Here is a 15,434-nt window from a genome sequence, read left to right as displayed (position 1 = left end):
AAGGCAGCTCATTTCGGCCGTGCCAGCGCGGCGCGGATCGACGCAATGATGCGGCGAAGCTCGGCTTCGTCGAGCTTTTCAATGTTGTCGGCCAGGAGATTGGCAAGCTCGGTCGCCGCCGGGCTAAGGCCCGACGTGTCGAGCTTGACGCGCGGATGCGAGGTTTCGGCCAGCCGCGCCAGTTCCTCGGCGTCATCCCAAATGATGTTGAAATAGCCGATGATCTTCTGGATCAGCGTCCAGCTCGGCGCACCGCGGCGGCCGTGTTCCAGCGCCGAGAGATAGGCTGCGCTGACGCCGATCGCCTTGGCCATGTCCTTCTGGCTGACGCCGCGCTCGTTTCGCAGCACGCGAAGCTTTTCGCCGAACGGGGTCACAAGCGCACCTTCATGGGTGCATCCTCATAGGTGCGTCCCTCATGGGCGTGTCCTCATGAGCGCGCCCGCCGCAAGCGGATATAGAGCGCACCCGAGCCGCCATGTTTGCGGGCGGCATGGTCGTGGCTGGAGACGAGGGGCCGGAAGGCGGGTGTCGACAGCCATGACGGTACGGCGCGCCGCAAGACGCCATCACCGCCCGACGAGGAACCCTTGCCGGTGATCACAAGGACGTAGCGGATGCCGCCGGCATGCGCCCGGCACAGGAAGGAAAACAGCAGCGAATAGGCTTCGTCCTGGGTCAGGCCATGCAGGTCGACGCGGCCCTCGATCGGCAGCCGGCCCTTCGACAGCTTGTCCAGCGTCGGTTCGTCGAGTGCGTGGGAGACATGCTGCGCCTTCGGCTTTGCGGCCGTGGCAGCATTGCCCGCGACCTGTGCCGGCGGCGGCGCCTGCCTGGTCTCGTCGATCTCCGGCCCGACGTCTGGAATTTCGACGGCGGTTTTGCCCTTCAGCGGCTTTGCCGTGCGCGCCACCAGGTTCCACAGCACCCGGTCGTCCTCGCTCAGCCTGTCGATGCGCCGGGTCATCGGCCTGCTCCTGAAACCAGCGCCCGGGGGATCAGCGCATAAAAATCGGCGGCGTTGCGGATAACGCCGGCGATCTCGCCGGCCGCATCGCCCGACCCGGCAAACAGATCGCCGCGGGCCGGCCCGGTGATCGCCGAGCCGGTGTCCTGCGCGATCATCAGCCGCCGGAACGGTTTTCCGTCGAAAGCGGTCAGCGACGGCGCATCGATATGGAAGGGCGTGCCGAACGTGTGCAGCAGCCGGTCGACGGCGATCGAGCGGCCGGGTGTCAGCGCCACCTTGGCGGCAGCGATCGGGCCGAGCTCTGGGTCGTCGACGCCCATCTCGCGGAAGAAGATGTAGGAGCGGTTGCGCCAAAGGATCTCGTCGACGCGTTCCGGATGCGCCTTGAACCAGGCACGGATCGACTGCATCGTCACTTTCTCCAGCGGGATCTCGCCTTCCTCGCTCAGGATCTGGCCCGGTCCGGTAAAGCGCTGGCCGGATTTGGCGGCATAGGTGATGCGGCGAAGCCTGCCGTCGGTCATCTTGAGCCGCGCCGCGCCCTGCACGTGAATGAAGAAGGCGTCGACCTTGTCGGCGAGCCAGGCAATTTCCAGCCTTTTTCCGGCAAGCACGCCGCACTCGATCTCGCCGCGGTCGAAATATTCGACCGGGCCGTTCGGCGTCGCACGAGCAAAGGCGAGATAAGGATCCAAGCCTGAAGGACGATTGCCGTCGTCGACGTCGACAAGATCGGCCGGGCGCGACAGCAACGGCACCGAAAACCGTTGCGTGCGTACCGGCGAGGCTTCGACCTCCGGCTCATAAAAGCCGGTGACCAGGCCGGGAGCACCATCTTCGGCATCGATACGGGCCGGCACGAAATGGCGCTCGAAAAAGCTTCGGGCCTGCAACCGATTCGCCGGCGAAACGGTGCGCGCTTCGGCATAGGCATCGGCAAAGCCATTGTAATCGACGCCGAGCGCGCCGGAGCGGTAGGGTTTGGTCAGGACATGAAAGGCCGAGCGGCGAAAGGCCTCAAAGGCAGGGAGATGGTCGTCCTCGCCCCAGCCCGGCAATTCGCCAAAGGATTTTTCGCTGAAGGCTCGAGAAAGCGACACGACAGCCTCCGCCGCCGTCCAGTTCAGTCTTCTTCTTCGGTGGCGACGAGCTTCCAGTTCGGATCGCGCGAGCGCGCGTCACGAGCGAAGGTCCAGACATCCTTGACCTCGGCGACGGTTTCGGGATCGCCGTCGATGACGGCGCCGGCCTTGTCGCGGGTCGCCGAAATCAGTTCGCTGACGATGCGCAGCGTGATGTGCGCCTCGCTGCCCTTCATCTCGGCCGAAACGATGTCGGCCTTGTCGATGCCGACGAAGGAGGACTGGATCTTTTCGGCTTTCGCCTCACGGTCGCCGATGGCCGCGACGAAGCCGTCATAGACCTCGCGCGACAAAAGGTTCTTCAGCGTTTTACGGTCGCCATCGGCGTAGGCCATGACGATCATCTCCTAGGCCATCTTGGCGCCGTCGACGAAGGTCTTCGGGTCGAAGGTCGGATCATTGTCCTTGATCGCCCGCAGGCCCCGGTTGAGATCGGTGTCGGGCTTGGCAAAGGCGTCGATCGCCGCATAGGTGTCGGCCGCCGGCTCTCCCGCCAGCCGCTTGCGCGGCAGCGAAACCACGTTCTCGGGTTTCTGGGCGGCATCCTTGTCGTTTTTGCGCGCTGCCGTATATGGATCGAAGGGTGGGCGCTCGTTGCCCGTGCGTCGGCCAAGCACGTTGCGCAGCTGGAAGAAGATCACCACCGCCGCAATCAGAAAGAAAATCGTGCCGAAGTCGAAGAAGCCCATATCTTGCGCCGATCAATCCCTGCTTTGGCCGGACCAGCGGCCAAGCAAGGGCCGCGATCACATAGCGTTCAGTATCCAAAGCATATAGAACGCATGGCGCAATCATTCAAATCAAAGGCAGCCATACCTATCTAACAGCTCTGGTGCCAGCGGCGATTGCTCGCCGGCCGGCAAAACATCGAAAACGATCGGTCAAGATTTGCGTATCTCGCTGCTTCCCCTGTTCATTCTGGCGCTTCCGCTGCTGGAGATAGCCGGTTTCGTTATTGTCGGCCGCCAGGTCGGCGCGCTGGCGACAGTCGGCTTGGTGCTGGCCTCGAGTGTCGCCGGCGCCTTGCTCCTTCGACACCAGGGTTTTGGCGTCATGGCCAGGGTCCGTGCCGAAATGGATGCCGGGCGTGATCCGAGCGGCCAGCTTGCGCATGGCGCCATGATCGTGCTGGCAGCGATCCTTTTGATCATCCCCGGCTTCATCTCGGATATTTTCGGCCTTCTGCTGTTCCTGCCGCCGGTGCGCGATCTTGCCTGGCGGATGCTGAAAGGCCGCATCGTGCTGGCAACCGATTTCAGCAGTGGTTTGCGGGCAAGGCAACGCGGCAAGACCATCGATCTCGACGACGGCGACTATTCGCGGGCCGACGACCATACGCGCGGACCGGGTTCTCCCTGGCGCCGCCTCAAGGACGAGTAGCTGCAAGGCAACCGGCGTCTTTTGCAAACTTGTCTTGTCGGGCCGGCCATGATAGCGAACGCCCGAATTTCAATCCGGTCAGCAACGCTGCCCAGGCAAAAGGACCACAGCTTATGGCCAGCAACGACGACGCGCCGACCGGCGCAGCCAACGGTAATGGAAATGCGGCGCAGCCTTCGCTCAACGTGCTTGCGCAATATGTGAAGGACCTGTCCTTCGAAAGCCCGGGCGCACCGAACTCGCTGCGCGGCCGCGACAAGGCTCCGGGCATCGCCATCAATGTCAACGTCAACGCCAATCCGCTTTCCGACAAGCAGTTCGACGTCAATTTGACGCTGAACGCCAAAGCGTCGTTCGACCAGGAAGTGCTGTTCAATGTCGAACTGGTCTATGGCGGCGTCTTCTCCATCAGCGGCTTCCCGCAGGAGCACATGCTGCCGATCCTGTTCATCGAATGCCCGCGGCTGCTGTTCCCGTTCGCCCGGCAGATCATCGCCGAGGCAACACGCAATGGCGGCTTCCCGCCGCTGATGCTAGACCCGATCGATTTCGCGCAGATGTTCCAGCAGAAGTTGGCCGAGGACCAGGCTGCCGCCAAGGTCAAGGTGAGCTAAAGCGGTTGTCTCGCTTGAGTGTGGAAAACCCGGCCTTGCGCCGGGTTTTTTGTTTGAGACGCCGGCGGGACAAGTACCCCCCTCTGGCCTGCCGGCCATCTCCCCCTCAAGTGGGGAGATCGGACTTCACGTCAGCCTTCGCCAATCCTTCATCGCCGCAGGAATGAGCGAGGCGCTGGGTCTGCCAATCTCCCCCCCTTGAGGGGGAGATGTCCGGCAGGACAGAGGGGGGCGCGAAGGATCACTCCGGTCAAAATCACTATGCCGCGGAACTCGCTTCCGGGACGACCCGCAGCCACAGCGCCTTTTCGCCCAATGTGCCAACCATGCCTGCGTGTGCTGTGCGCTCGGCGTCGGTCAGGCGCGCGGGCAAGGCGATCGGCCGCACGCCGATCGAAATATCGATGTCGTCGACATTCTGCCTGCCGCCCGCCGGAGTCAGGATGCTGTCGAGGATGAGGCTTGCCTGCTTGCCGCCGATGAGCTCGATATAGACCTCGGCCAGCAATTCCGAATCGAGCAGCGCGCCGTGCTTGGTGCGGCGGCCGTTGTCGATGCCGTAGCGGCGGCAGAGCGCGTCGAGCGAATTGGGGCCCATCGGATGCTTGCGGCGCGCCAGCGCCAGCGTGTCGACGATCCGTCCCGGATCGATGGCCGGATGACCAAGCCGGCCGAATTCGAGATTGAGGAAGCCGATGTCGAAGCCGGCATTGTGCGCGACCAGCTTGGCGCCGTCGATGAAGGCCAGAAACTCCTCGGCGATCTCCATGAAAGTCGGCTTGCCCTGAAGATCGGCGGCGCTGATGCCGTGCACGGCCTGCGCCTCGTGATGGATCTGGCGGCCTTGCGGGTTGATATATTTGTGGAAGGTTCGGCCGGTCGGGAAGCGGTTGACCAACTCGACGCCGCCAAGCTCGATGACGCGGTCCTCGCGCGCGTCGAGGCCGGTGGTTTCCGTATCGAAGATGATCTCACGCATCGAATCAGTCCACTGGTTCCGGCATCATTCTAGCCGAATCACACCAGGAACAAAATGGCAACAAGTAATGTGAGTCTGCAAGCCTCTTAACCAGGCCTGGCTGCCTTATCCACGACTAGTTCGGCGATGATGGCCTTGACGGCCGCGCGAGCGGCGTCAAAACCCTGACCGGTGTCGATGACGAAGTCGGCGCGCCGGCGCTTTTCGGCGTCGGGAACCTGCCTGGCCAGGATCGACGCCAGTTTCTCCTCATTCATGCCCGGCCGCGCCAGCACGCGGGCGCGCTGGACTTCAGGCGGCGCGGTGACGACCACGACCTTGTCGACGCGATCGCGGCCGCCGGTCTCGAACAGCAGCGGTATATCGAGCACGGCAAGCGGCGCGCCGGCGGCACGATGTTCAGCCAGGAACGCATCGGCATCGGCACGGACCAGCGGGTGGATGATCGCTTCCAGCCGTTTCAGCGCGGGGGCGTCGCCGAGCACCCGCTCCGCCAGTGCCGCGCGGTCGACCGCACCGGATCTGGTGGTGCCGGGAAAGGCCGCCTCGACCAAGGGCGCGGCCTTGCCGGCATAAAGGCGATGCACAGCCTCGTCGGAATCATGGACCGGCACGCCGGCTTCGGCAAACATCTTGGCCGTGGTCGATTTGCCCATGCCGATCGATCCGGTGAGGCCGAGCACGATCATTTTATCGCGCCGATATCGGCGATGATCATTTGCCGCAGTTCGGCGGTGACTTCTGGCCTGATGCCGAACCAGCGCTCGAAGCCGGGCACCGCCTGGTGCAGCAGCATGCCGAGCCCATCGACGGTTCTCAGGCCGCGCGCTTTGGCCGCGGCAAGCAGCGGCGTCTCCAGCGGCACGTAGACGATGTCGGTGACGATGGCGCCGTCCGGCAGTCTGCGGGGATCGGCGGACAGGCCTTCATTGCCATGCATGCCGAGCGCTGACGTGTTGACCAGCAGGCCGGCATCTTCGAGCAATTCGCCGGTCGCCGCCATGCCATGGGCGGAGACGCCGGCACCGAAGCGGTCGCGCAGCTCCTGCGCCCTCGCAAGCGTCCGATTGACGATGCGGATGTCGCTGATGCCGCGCTGCTTCAGCGCATGAATAACCGCGCGAGCGGCGCCACCGGCGCCGAGCACCACGGCGCGGCCGTTGGCCGCCCAGCCCGGTGCATATTCGTCCAGATTGGCGGCAAAGCCATGGGCGTCGGTGTTGCCGCCGCACAATTCGCCATCCTCGAACCACAGCGTGTTGACCGCACCGATCTGTTCGGCGTCGGCGTCACGCCGCTTGGCCAAAGCGAAGGCGGCTTCCTTGTGCGGGATGGTGACGTTGCCGCCGCGATAGCCTTGTGCCTGCAGCGTCTGCAGGAATTCGGCAAACGCCTCTGGTGCAACGTCGATGGCCTCGTAGACGCCGCCGATGCCGTATTTCGCCAGCCAGTAGCCGTGGATCTTCGGAGACCTGGAATGCGCGATCGGGTGGCCCGTGACAAACGCCTTTTTCGTGGCCTCAGCCATCGATCGCCCCGAACTCACGCAGCTTGGCCAGCACCGGCAAAAGTGGCAGGCCGACAATAGTAAAATAGTCGCCTTCGATTTTTTCGAACAGCTGGATGCCTTCGCCTTCGATCTGGTAAGCGCCGACGCTGGACAACGCCTTGGCGCCGACGCGCGCAAGATGGCGGCCGATGAAGGCCGGATCGAGCTTGCGCATGGTCAGGCTGGCGATGCCGACATGCCGCCACAGAACCTGGCCGTCACGGCCGAGCACGACGGCGCTGTTGAGATGATGCGTCTTGTCCGACAGCGCCAGCAGATGACGGCGCGCTCCTTCCATGTCGGCCGGCTTATGGAACAGCTCGTCGCCGAGCGACAGCGTCTGGTCGCAGCCGAGCACTAGGGCGCCGGGCTTGCGCTCGCTGACGTCGGTGGCCTTGGCTTCGGCGAGCACCAGGGCGACGTCCTCCGGCGACACGCCACTATTCTGCAGCGGCGCCTCGAGCGCGCGCTCATCGACAGAAGCCGGAACCGCTTCGACAGTGACGCCGGCATTGACGAGCAGCGCCTTGCGGAACGGGCTGCCCGAGGCAAGGATGATTTTTTCAGCCATTTTTTTCGCCTGATCTTCCCTTCTCCCCTTGTGGGAGAAGGTGGATTGGCGCGCAGCGCCAAGACGGTTGAGGGGTGCTGGACGGAATGCAGGTGATGCCAAGCTGGAACACCCCTCATCCGACCGAGCTTCGCTCGGCCACCTTCTCCCACAAGGGGAGAAGGTAAGGACCACCCACAGCACAAGCGCCCAAACCCTAGCGCGTCTTGCCGCGCAGGGCAACGATGGCCGCCGCCGTCTCCTCGATCGAACGGCGGCTGACGTCGATCATCGGCCAGCCGTGCCGCGTGCATATCTGGCGGGCATAGGTGAGCTCTTCGGCGATCGCGGCACGGTCGACATAGTCGGTCGGCTCATAGGCGCTGGTGCCGAGAATGCGGTTCTGCCGGACTTGCGATATGCGTTCGGCGGTGGCGACCAGGCCGACGATCAGCGGCCTCCTGGCATTGACCAGGATTTCGGGCACCGGCACGCCGAGCACGATCGGGATGTTGGCGGTCTTGATGCCGCGATTGGCGAGATAGATGCTGGTCGGCGTCTTCGAGGTGCGGGAGATGCCGACGAGCACGATGTCGGCATCGTCCATATTGGCCGGCAGCTGACCATCGTCATGCTCCATGGTGAAGTTGAGCGCGTCGATGCGGCGGAAATATTCGGCGTTCAGCACATGCTGGGCGCCGACGCGTCGGCCGGCAGGCGTGCCGAGATAGGACTGGAACACCGTCAGCACCGGCTCCAGCACCGAGACGCAAGGCAGGCCCATGGCCGCACAGCGTTCGTCGATGCCGCGGGCAAGCTTCTGGTCGACCACCGTGTAGAGGATGATGCCCGGCTCCTCCTCGATGTCCTCGAACACCTTCGTCACCTGCTTTTCGGTGCGGATGAGCGGGTAGATATGTTCGATGGCGCGCGCATCCTTGTATTGCGCGGAAGCCGCGCGGCCGGCGGCCAGCAGCGTTTCGCCGGTGGCGTCGGAAATCAGGTGAAGATGAAAGAAGCTCTGCGGTTTGTTCACAGGATACATTCCAGGCTGTGGGCCGATGTGGATAAGCCGGGCGGAAAACTCGGCCACCGCAAAGCGACTGTATCAGATGCCGGTTTGTCCACAATTCGATGTGCTGTCGGCTTCTCCGGGCGGTTGGGGACAAGTCCGGGGACGGAGCTTTTTGCCTTCGCTTCATCCACAGGGGCAATTTCCCTGGCCTGGCGGCAACGCATTGACTTCAGTCGTAAATTCGCGGTTTTCCACAAAGTCCTGCAATCCCGTTGGAGAAGCGCGCGACAATATGCTGGCTGGTCTTTTCGAGGGCAAAGCGGGACAGGAGACAACCACCACAACCAACAGACTCTTAGAATCATAAGATTCCTAAAAATAGAATATTTAATTATAGGGAAGCCTGGAAAGGCGAGCGCTCAATGCCTCAAGACCGGATCGTGCTGGACGTGTTGAGAGGCAAAGCGGCGTTTCCGCCGCCGCTCTGGATGATGCGCCAGGCCGGCCGCTATCTGCCGGAATACCGGGAGACGAGGAGACGGGCCGGATCCTTCCTCGATCTTTGCTACGACCCGGATCTCGCCGTCGAAGTGACGCTGCAGCCGATCGAACGCTTCGGCTTCGATGCATCGATCCTGTTTTCCGATATTCTTGTCGTGCCGCATGCGCTTGGCCGCGACGTGCGCTTCGAGGAAGGACGCGGCCCGCTGCTGACGCCGATCACGGCTGCGGAAATTGCGGCTCTCGACGGCGAAACGTTTCACGTGAATCTCGAGCCGGTCTACGAGACGGTGCGGCGGTTGCGCGCCAGACTGCCTGATGAAACGACGCTGATCGGCTTCTGCGGTGCGCCCTGGACGGTGGCGACCTACATGATTGCCGGCCACGGTACGCCCGACCAGGCGCCGGCCAGGCTGTTCGCCTATCGCGAGCCGGCGGCCTTTCTTAGGCTGCTGAAGGTGCTCGCCGATCATTCGGCTGCCTATCTGATCCGCCAGATCGAGGCCGGCGCCGACGTGGTGCAGATCTTCGATTCGTGGTCAGGCGTACTCGACGAAGCGTCTTTCGAGTTGTTCTGCGTCGAGCCAGTGGCCTCGATCGTCCGGCAAGTGAAGGCTGCCCATCCCAATGTTCCGATCATCGGCTTTCCCAAGGGCGCGGGAGATCACTATCGAAGCTATCGCCAGAAGACCGGCGTGACCGGGCTGGGCCTCGACTGGACCGTGCCATTGTCGACGGCGAAGGAATTGCAGCGTGACGGCGCCGTGCAGGGCAATCTCGATCCGCTGAGGCTTGTAGCCGGCGGCAAGGCGCTTGACGACGGCGTGGGGGCGATCCTGAAGGCGCTGGGCGACGGGCCGCTGATCTTCAATCTCGGCCATGGCATCACGCCGGAGACGCCGCTCGCTCATGTCGAGCGGATGGTCAAGCTGGTGCGGAGCGCATCGTGACGATGATGGGCGCGGACAATGCGAACGGCACCAACACCGGTAAGGGCGCGATGCGCCGCGCGGCAATCGCGATCGCCATTTTCCTGGTGCTGGCCGGCCTGCTGTTGCTGTTCGGGCCCGATGATTTCTATCCCTGGGCAAAGGCGATCCATGTGATTGCCGTCATCTCCTGGATGGCTGGCATGCTCTATTTGCCGCGCTTGCTGGTCTATCATGCCGATGCCGAAAAAGGCTCCGTCCAGTCGGAGACTTTCAAGGTGATGGAGCGCCGCCTGCTGCGCGGCATCATCAATCCGGCAATGGTGATCACCTGGGCATTCGGCCTGTGGCTTGCCTGGAAAGGCTTTGGTTTTCAAGGCGGCTGGCTGCATGCCAAGATCGCCGCGGTGGTTGGCCTGTCGGCCGTGCATGGCTATCTCGCCGGCGCCGTCCGGAAATTTGCCGAAGACCGCAATGAAAAATCGGCAAGGCACTGGCGGATCGTCAATGAGATCCCTACATTGCTGATGATCGTCATCGTCGTCCTGGTTATCGTGAAACCGTTCTGACGTCTTCGGTTGCCCGCAAAAGGCGGCTTGCTCTTTCAACCGACCGACGATAAAAGACGGGTCTTCCTTCCCGTCATGCGCCGCCCATTTATCGCTTCGGCCGCGCCCGGCATTTGTCGCATCCCGCCGATATTTTTCCCAAAGCTTACTCAGAGTCCGTCTAATGATGCAAGAAATGAAACTCACAGAGTTCAAGAACAAGAAACCGCCAGAGCTGATCGCTTATGCGGAATCGCTCGAAGTCGAGAATGCCAGCGTCATGCGCAAGCAGGAGCTGATGTTCGCGATCCTGAAGAGGCTGGCGACCCAGGATATCGAGATCATCGGCGACGGCGTCGTCGAAGTGCTGCAGGACGGCTTTGGCTTCCTGCGCTCCGCCAATGCCAACTATCTGCCAGGTCCCGACGACATCTATATTTCACCGTCGCAGATCCGGCGGTTCTCGCTGAAGACCGGCGATACGGTCGAAGGGCCGATCCGCAGCCCGAAAGAGGGCGAGCGCTATTTCGCGCTGCTCAAGGTCAACACGATCAATTTCGACGACCCGGAAAAAATCCGCCACAAGATCCATTTCGACAATCTGACGCCGCTTTATCCGACCTCGCGGCTGAAGATGGAGATGGAGGTTCCGACCTCCAAGGATATTTCGGCGCGCGTCATCGACCTGGTGGCGCCGCTCGGCAAGGGCCAGCGCGCGTTGATCGTGGCGCAGCCGCGCACCGGCAAGACGGTGCTGCTGCAGAACATCGCCCATTCGATCACCACCAACCATCCGGAATGCTATTTGATCGTGCTTCTGATCGACGAGCGGCCGGAGGAAGTCACCGACATGCAGCGCTCGGTGAAGGGCGAGGTGGTGTCCTCGACCTTCGACGAGCCGGCGGTGCGCCACGTCCAGGTCGCCGAAATGGTCATCGAAAAGGCCAAGCGCCTGGTGGAGCACGGCCGTGACGTGGTCATCCTGCTGGACTCGATCACCCGCCTCGGCCGCGCCTACAACACCGTGGTGCCGTCGTCCGGCAAGGTGCTGACCGGCGGTGTCGACGCCAATGCGCTGCAACGGCCGAAGCGCTTCTTCGGTGCTGCCCGCAATATCGAGGAAGGCGGCTCGCTGACCATCATCGCGACAGCGCTGATCGATACCGGCAGCCGCATGGACGAGGTCATCTTCGAAGAGTTCAAGGGCACCGGCAATTCGGAAATCGTGCTCGACCGCAAGGTGGCGGACAAGCGCATCTATCCGGCCATGGACATCCTCAAATCCGGCACCCGCAAGGAAGACCTGCTGGTTCCGCGCCAGGACCTGCAGAAGATCTTCGTGCTGCGCCGCATCCTGGCGCCGATGGGAACGACCGACGCCATCGAGTTCCTTATCGACAAGCTCAAGCAGACCAAGACCAACGCGGATTTCTTCGATTCGATGAATACGTAGGGGGTTGGCCGGCGCCGTCCTTCCCTTCTCCCCTTGTGGAAGAAGGTGGATTGGCGCGCAGCGCCAAGCCGGTTGAGGGGTGCCGGACGGAACTCCGTCGGCGCCAAGCTGGAACACCCCTCATCCGACCGAGCTTCGCTCGGCCACCTTCTCCCACAAGGGGAGAAGGGGGAGCCGCGTTGGACTCATTGCCGGTGCAACAGCCGCTCAAGCTCCTCGGCACTAGTCACCACCGGCAGGCAGACCTGCCCCGTGCAGAGCCAGGCGCCGGGCTCGGCCGTTGGCGGCATGACGCCGCCTGGCAAGGCCGGCAGATTTGTCGCCGAGCCAACAGGCACGACGATGTCCACCCGGCGCGGGTCTGGATTTCGATTCGCAACCGGAACAAGCCTTGGATTCTCCGGTCTATCCACGATCACCAGCTTCAGCGGTTCAAGCGACAAGGCACAGGCATTGACTATACCCGCCTGGCCATAGCCCTGGTGCTCCGCCCGCCCGCCCGCGTGCTCTGCGACTGTCCAGGCTTTTTCCCAGAGATCGAGATCGCCCGAAAGCGACGACAATCGGACCAGGGCTTCGATGATCTGGCCGGTAGCGGAAGGAATGGCTTCGTCGACATCGCCGCGGATGCGGATCGGCACATCCGCGCTGTCGGACGCGGTCAGATAGTAGCCGGTCTTGTCGCTGTCCCGGTGCCAAAGATCGAGTTGCTCAATGAAGTTCCCGGCGCGATCGATATAGTCGGGATTGCCGGTCGCCTCGAACAGTGAGATGGCGGCGTTGGCCATGGCGGCATAGTCGCTCGACAGAGCCCGAAACAGCTTCTTTGCGCCGAGCATCGAATGCGGCAGGCGGCCGTCACGTCCGGCAGCCGCAATTGCGGCAAAGGCCGCTGCCGCCGCTTCGATCCAGTCGGATCGGCCAAGCGACCGTCCGGCCTCGGCAAGGGCTGCGATCATAAAGCCGTTCCAGTCGGTCAGGGCCTTGCCGTCACGCCCGGGCCGCACGCGCTGTTCCCTCGCTGCCAGCAGCCTTTGCTTGAGCGGAACGAGAAGGTCACGATCGACGACGCTCTGCGCCTGTTGAGCATCAGTCTGGCAAATGATCGGCTTGCCTTCCCAACCATGCGTACCGGCAAGCGTGAAGTATTTGAAAAACAATGCTGAATCGTCGCCAAGGGCTGCTTCGAGCTCATCCCTGCTCCAGGTGTAGAACAACCCCTCCTCGCCCTCGCTATCGGCATCAAGGCTGGCGGCAAAGGCATCGCCCTTGACTCGCATTTCGCGCAACAGCCAGGCAATCGTCTCTTCGATTCGCAGCCGGAACAATTCCTTGCCGGTTGACGCATAGGCCCAATTGCACAAGCGGATGAGCTGGGCATTGTCGTAGAGCATTTTTTCGAAATGCGGGACCAGCCATTCGGCGTCGGTCGAGTAGCGGCTGAGTCCGCCGCCAATATGGTCATAGATGCCGCCGGCCACCATCTTTTCGAGGCTTAGGAGAACAGTGTCGCGGTGGGATGCGGTGCCGTCGCGCAGCCAGGACAGCCAGAGGCTCTGCATGAACGGCGCGTTGGGGAATTTCGGCGCGCCGCGCAGACCGCCCAAATCGCGGTCGATCATGCCGTCAATGCCATTGGCGAGGTTCGCCAGCATGCCGCGGTCGAGCACGGCCTTGCCATGGCTGCCCGCCAGCCGCGTCTCGACATGCGTGGTCAGGCCGTCGGCACTCTGGTTGAGGCTTTCTTTCTTCTCCCGCCAAGCCTTGTCAACCGCCTCCAGCACCTGGACGAAACCCGGCCGGCCGTAGCGGGCTTCGCGTGGAAAGTAAGTGCCGCCCCAGAACGGCTTGCCCTCCGGCGTCAGGAACATGGTCAGCGGCCAGCCGCCCTGCTCACCCATCGAGGATAATGCCGCCATGTAGATCTGGTCGATGTCGGGGCGCTCCTCGCGGTCGACCTTGATATTGACGAAGAGACGGTTCATGACGGCGGCGACCTCGTCGTTCTCGAAGCTCTCATGCGCCATGACGTGGCACCAATGGCACGCGGCGTAGCCGACAGAGAGCAGGATCGGACGCTGCAGCACCTTTGCTTCGGCCAGAGCGGCGGGCGACCATGGCCGCCAGTGCACCGGATTGCCGCTGTGCTGCTGCAGATAGGGGCTGGCCTCTTCGGCAAGCAGGTTTTGTGCAGGCAATGTCACGGCGCTACTCGATGGCGGATTGAACAAGCATAGCTAGGGCGCTTCGGCAGAGCGGGCAAATGATTTCAAAAGACTCCATCGTGGCGCTGTCGAGCGGGCGCCTGCCGGCCGGCATTGCAGTGATCCGGATTTCCGGGCCGCAGAGTCGATTCGCTGTCGAAACGATTGCGGGATCGAAGGTGTCAAACCGCGTTGCCACCTATCGCAAGTTCCGGGCGCCCGACGGATCGGTGCTGGACAGCGGCCTGGTCGTCTTCTTTGCCGGTCCCGACAGTTTTACCGGCGAGGACGTTGCAGAGTTCCATGTGCATGGCGGGCGCGCCGTTGTGGCGAGGATGCTGGAAACGATCGCCTCCTTCGACGGCGTCAGGCATGCCGAGCCTGGCGAATTCACCCGCCGCGCCTTTCTCAACGGCAAGCTCGATCTGGTCGAAACCGAGGCGCTGGCCGATCTCATCAACGCCGAAACCGAGGCGCAGCGGCGCTTTGCCGTTCACAACGCCCAAGGCGTGCAGAGCGAACTCTATCTGGGCTGGCGCCGACGGCTGATCCACGCCCGCGCGATGATCGAGGCCGAGATCGACTTTGCCGACGAGGATGACGTGCCGGGCTCGGTCGCCGATACAGTCTGGTCCGATGTCCGGGCGATGATCGGGGAAATAGAGCGCCACGTCGCCGGCTTCCGCGCTGCCGAAATCATTCGCGATGGGTTCGAAGTGGTAATCCTCGGCGCGCCGAATGCCGGCAAGTCCAGCCTGTTCAACGCCTTGGCGCGGCGCGAAGCGGCCATCGTCACCGACGAGCCGGGCACGACCCGCGACCTGCTCGAGGTGGCACTGGACCTGGAAGGGGTGCGGGTCAGGGTAACCGACACCGCCGGTCTGCGCGAGGCGCCTGGCATGATCGAGGCGATCGGCATCGAGAAAGCCAGGACCAAGGCGCACAGCGCTGATCTGCTGTTGCTGCTGGAGGATCTGGCAGACCCAATCGCGATCGGTGTGCTGACGAGCGACATTCAGGCGCTGAGGGTCGGAACAAAAATTGACCTGTTGGGGGGCAAATCGCCCTCGCCCGCGGCGCACTATGATTTCGCTATCTCGACGCGGGACGGCACGGGTCTGACCGAACTGCTGGACGAGATCGGGCGTCGTGCCGCAGTCCAGATCGGCAAGGCCGGCGATATCCTGCCGTCGCGGCTGCGGCATGTCGAGCTGCTCAACGAGACGAAACGCTTCCTGCTCGCAGCAGTGGCCAGTTGTGATCGCGGCCAGGAACTGCAGGCCGAGGAGCTGCGCCTGGCGGCGGATCGGCTCGGACGAATCGTTGGGTCGGTCGATGTCGAAGACATGCTCGATGTGATTTTTTCGCAGTTTTGTATTGGAAAATGACTCACGTGAAACATAAGGGAAGGAGCACCGGCGGTGATTCACGTGAAACACGGGCCCAAGAATAGGTGGGTACTGTTTCACGTGAAACGATCTCGCTCGTAGCGTCTCCCCTTCTCCCCTTGTGAGACCTTTGCACAGAAGCCGATTGGTGATTCTGTGATGATGGTCGAAGCAGGGAGATTCGGGATGGCGGATCGTGTTTTGGGTCAGTT

At 62.8% G+C, this 15,434-nt stretch carries 15 protein-coding genes and 1 pseudogene; 6 read left to right on the top strand and 10 right to left on the bottom strand.

The features are described 5' to 3' along the window. Window positions 1-8 precede the first annotated feature (8 nt). The 4 genes and pseudogenes from NKI25_RS18985 to NKI25_RS18970 all read right to left on the bottom strand — a co-directional run bounded on the left by NKI25_RS18985 (window position 9) and on the right by NKI25_RS18970 (window position 2,801). Entirely contained in the window at window positions 9-377 is a 369-nt protein-coding gene (locus NKI25_RS18985; RefSeq protein ID WP_023675912.1) for a helix-turn-helix domain-containing protein, read from the bottom strand. A 53-nt stretch (window positions 378-430) separates the two neighbouring features. Further along, window positions 431-967, bottom strand: a complete 537-nt coding sequence (locus tag NKI25_RS18980) for a Smr/MutS family protein (RefSeq protein ID WP_023675913.1) — start codon at window positions 965-967, stop codon at window positions 431-433. Further along, window positions 964-2,070, bottom strand: coding sequence for a murein transglycosylase A (gene mltA, locus NKI25_RS18975; RefSeq protein ID WP_023675914.1), 1,107 nt, complete (start codon window positions 2,068-2,070; stop codon window positions 964-966). Before mltA ends, NKI25_RS18980 begins: the two co-directional genes overlap by 4 nt. 23 nt (window positions 2,071-2,093) lie before the next feature. Continuing rightward, window positions 2,094-2,801: pseudogene (locus tag NKI25_RS18970) on the bottom strand (Tim44/TimA family putative adaptor protein). A gap of 199 nt (window positions 2,802-3,000) precedes the next feature. On the opposite strand from NKI25_RS18970, the gene NKI25_RS18965 reads away from it, so the two are divergent. Together NKI25_RS18965 and secB are read left to right on the top strand one after the other, a co-directional pair. Continuing rightward, window positions 3,001-3,492, top strand: coding sequence for an FxsA family protein (locus NKI25_RS18965; protein WP_023675916.1), 492 nt, complete (start codon window positions 3,001-3,003; stop codon window positions 3,490-3,492). Between the two features lie 113 nt (window positions 3,493-3,605). Beyond that, window positions 3,606-4,106: a protein-export chaperone SecB gene (gene secB, locus NKI25_RS18960; protein WP_023675917.1), complete on the top strand. Its 501-nt coding sequence runs from the start codon at window positions 3,606-3,608 to the stop codon at window positions 4,104-4,106. A 259-nt stretch (window positions 4,107-4,365) separates the two neighbouring features. Here secB and dnaQ read toward each other — a convergent pair whose 3' ends face one another. The 5 genes from dnaQ to NKI25_RS18935 all read right to left on the bottom strand — a co-directional run bounded on the left by dnaQ (window position 4,366) and on the right by NKI25_RS18935 (window position 8,220). Further along, window positions 4,366-5,085, bottom strand: a complete 720-nt coding sequence (gene dnaQ, locus NKI25_RS18955) for a DNA polymerase III subunit epsilon (RefSeq protein WP_023675918.1) — start codon at window positions 5,083-5,085, stop codon at window positions 4,366-4,368. A gap of 86 nt (window positions 5,086-5,171) precedes the next feature. Beyond that, window positions 5,172-5,774 (bottom strand): dephospho-CoA kinase, encoded by a 603-nt coding sequence (gene coaE / locus NKI25_RS18950; RefSeq protein ID WP_023675919.1) that lies wholly within the window; start codon window positions 5,772-5,774, stop codon window positions 5,172-5,174. Then, window positions 5,771-6,613 carry a shikimate dehydrogenase gene (locus NKI25_RS18945; RefSeq protein WP_023675920.1) on the bottom strand — a complete coding sequence of 281 codons (843 nt, stop codon included), beginning with the start codon at window positions 6,611-6,613 and terminating at the stop codon, window positions 5,771-5,773. The genes coaE and NKI25_RS18945 overlap by 4 nt, the downstream gene beginning before the upstream one ends. After that, window positions 6,606-7,205, bottom strand: a complete 600-nt coding sequence (locus NKI25_RS18940; protein ID WP_023675921.1) for a Maf-like protein — start codon at window positions 7,203-7,205, stop codon at window positions 6,606-6,608. Before NKI25_RS18940 ends, NKI25_RS18945 begins: the two co-directional genes overlap by 8 nt. Before the next feature lie 196 nt (window positions 7,206-7,401). Then, window positions 7,402-8,220 (bottom strand): pyruvate, water dikinase regulatory protein, encoded by an 819-nt coding sequence (locus NKI25_RS18935; protein WP_023675922.1) that lies wholly within the window; start codon window positions 8,218-8,220, stop codon window positions 7,402-7,404. A 401-nt stretch (window positions 8,221-8,621) separates the two neighbouring features. Between NKI25_RS18935 and hemE the strand changes: the two genes are divergently transcribed. From hemE to rho, 3 genes are all read left to right on the top strand, one after another. Continuing rightward, the gene (hemE, locus tag NKI25_RS18930; RefSeq protein WP_023675923.1) at window positions 8,622-9,650 is read left to right on the top strand and encodes a uroporphyrinogen decarboxylase; all 1,029 of its coding nucleotides are present in this window, start codon (window positions 8,622-8,624) and stop codon (window positions 9,648-9,650) included. A gap of 2 nt (window positions 9,651-9,652) precedes the next feature. Continuing rightward, complete coding sequence (hemJ, locus tag NKI25_RS18925; RefSeq protein ID WP_031211566.1) at window positions 9,653-10,198, top strand: protoporphyrinogen oxidase HemJ; 546 nt, start codon at window positions 9,653-9,655, stop codon at window positions 10,196-10,198. Window positions 10,199-10,364: 166 nt separating this feature from the next. After that, complete coding sequence (rho, locus tag NKI25_RS18920) at window positions 10,365-11,630, top strand: transcription termination factor Rho (protein ID WP_023675925.1); 1,266 nt, start codon at window positions 10,365-10,367, stop codon at window positions 11,628-11,630. 185 nt (window positions 11,631-11,815) lie between these two features. Here rho and NKI25_RS18915 read toward each other — a convergent pair whose 3' ends face one another. Then, entirely contained in the window at window positions 11,816-13,834 is a 2,019-nt protein-coding gene (locus tag NKI25_RS18915) for a thioredoxin domain-containing protein (protein WP_352999045.1), read from the bottom strand. Window positions 13,835-13,893: 59 nt separating this feature from the next. Between NKI25_RS18915 and mnmE the strand changes: the two genes are divergently transcribed. After that, the gene (gene mnmE / locus NKI25_RS18910; protein ID WP_352591897.1) at window positions 13,894-15,222 is read left to right on the top strand and encodes a tRNA uridine-5-carboxymethylaminomethyl(34) synthesis GTPase MnmE; all 1,329 of its coding nucleotides are present in this window, start codon (window positions 13,894-13,896) and stop codon (window positions 15,220-15,222) included. Window positions 15,223-15,434: the final 212 nt, after the last annotated feature.

It is taken from the genome of Mesorhizobium sp. M0808 (assembly GCF_040320025.1).
In the GTDB taxonomy this organism is placed as follows: domain Bacteria; phylum Pseudomonadota; class Alphaproteobacteria; order Rhizobiales; family Rhizobiaceae; genus Mesorhizobium.
Note: the sequence above shows the minus strand (reverse complement) of the source record. Positions and strands in the feature narration are given on the sequence as shown.